The organism is Paenibacillus camerounensis (genome assembly GCF_000723885.1).
GTDB lineage: Bacteria > Bacillota > Bacilli > Paenibacillales > Paenibacillaceae > Paenibacillus_AQ > Paenibacillus_AQ camerounensis.
Genome location: NZ_CCDG010000090.1, coordinates 1 through 1,657, shown reverse-complemented (window position 1 = coordinate 1,657; position 1,657 = coordinate 1). Strand labels below are relative to the sequence as shown.

Here is a 1,657-nt window from a genome sequence, read left to right as displayed (position 1 = left end):
GAGTCAATTTCATAATTCAGTTTGCTGAATAGCAAGACTGGGCCAAAATCTGAGTTTGTTTTTTAAAAAGAGTTAGGCCACATGCTGGGAGTTACTCAACTGCTTGTTCAACTTGTCTAGTGCAAACTTACTCAAATTGTAGGCCAATGTGCTGAGTTGGAAATCGACACTTGCCCGGACGCCGCGGTGACGTGTGCGTTTCATCCCAAAATACTCTTTGAGGTAGGCAAAAACACGTTCTACAGCCGTTCGTTTGTTATACAGTTGCGTAAAGCTCTCGCTCCCTCTTGCTGGGTAAGCGTGCTTCCGCAAATCGGTTTGGATTCGGATCTTAAACACTTTTTGGCAGCCGGATTCAGAGAACGGACAGTCTTTGCACTGGTTGGGCCTGGTGTAACGCAGCGTTTCGTATTTGGCATCGAAACTATCGTAACGGTAGGCGTGTCCCTGCGAGCATACAGGGGTGTAGTCCTGGTTCATTCCCTCGGGCGGTTTTTTGTGGTGAATCATTTTAATAATAGGAAAAGCGCCTAAGGAATGAATCAACTGGTAAATGGCTGAACTGTCATACCCTTTGTCGCCCAAGACATGCTTCACCTTCAGCCCAGGAAACTTCAGATGTAGCCCCTTTAGGAGCAGGACGGCCATCCGCTGGTCATTCAGATTCGCCGAACTAAAGACACCGCTTAGCACATACTGAGAATCCGCATCGACCAGTACGTTCGCCTTAAATCCGTAATAACTGGTGAGTCTGCCCTTCGTATTTTTCTTGTCAAAGCGTGCAGCATGCCGGGGGATCGTGCTTAGGAGCTCGTCATAGGTGTAAGGCAGCATCGCTTCAATCGTTTTCTCAAAGGGTGCTAAGGTCTTTTCATAAGCTTCCCGTTCCAGACGCCGTCGCTCTTTTTCTTCCGCAGAAGCCCGCCCACGTCGGTAGACTGGTTTTTTAAGCGGTTCGTTCGCTGGCTGAGGCTCTGGCTCGGCATTCTCGAACTCTAGTTGCTGAATTTCTGGCGCTTCGCTTGGCTTTTTGGTACGGCGGGCCGCTCGGCGTTTCGACGCAGATTCACTGAATTGGCAATCCCAAGCCTCAACAACGGAGGAATCAACGGCAAGGTGCGTGCCCGTAATAAAGCCTTCTTCCATGGCAGACAGCACCAAGCTATCCTGCAGTTGCTCAAGCATTCCCGTTTGCTCAAGCGCAGAAATCAGACGGGAGTATGAAGCCTTGCTCGGAATAGGGTTCGATCCGGTAAACCGGCACTGCGCCCGAAATTCCTCGCTGTGCTTAAGGCGTCTAACCAGAGAAGAAACAAACTCAATGCCCTCCATTTTCGAGATGAGCAGCGAGTAGATCATGGCAGGAAGGTTTAGCTCCTGTGGCCGTCCGCGGTGGTTCTTTTTCCGGAGTGCGTGCAGGACCGGAGCCAGGTTTAAGTGTTTAAAGATTTGACTATATTTATCTTCCGGGCGCATCTGGAGCAATTCCTCGAAGGAAAACAGCTCTTCTTGTCGAATAGAGTAGATAGGGATTACCTCTTTTCTTCTCGGGTGTTGGTTTCGTCGCCTATAACTTCGAGAATTTGGGGAGGTACTCCTTTTTCTATGCTCAAAAAAACCAGGTGTAGCAAGGGGTTTGAATTATGAAATTGTCTCC

General features: G+C 49.1%; 1 protein-coding gene. It reads right to left on the bottom strand.

The window, feature by feature from the left end:
• Positions 1 to 72: 72 nt before the first annotated feature.
• Positions 73 to 1,476 (bottom strand): transposase, encoded by a 1,404-nt coding sequence (locus BN3772_RS27590; RefSeq protein WP_052380727.1) that lies wholly within the window; start codon positions 1,474 to 1,476, stop codon positions 73 to 75.
• Positions 1,477 to 1,657 lie beyond the last annotated feature (181 nt).

Bases quoted from the DNA above. Each gene is read 5' to 3' on its own strand.
- BN3772_RS27590 (WP_052380727.1), bottom strand. From the start codon at position 1,476: ATGCGCCCGGAAGATAAATATAGTCAAATCTTTAAACACTTAAACCTG.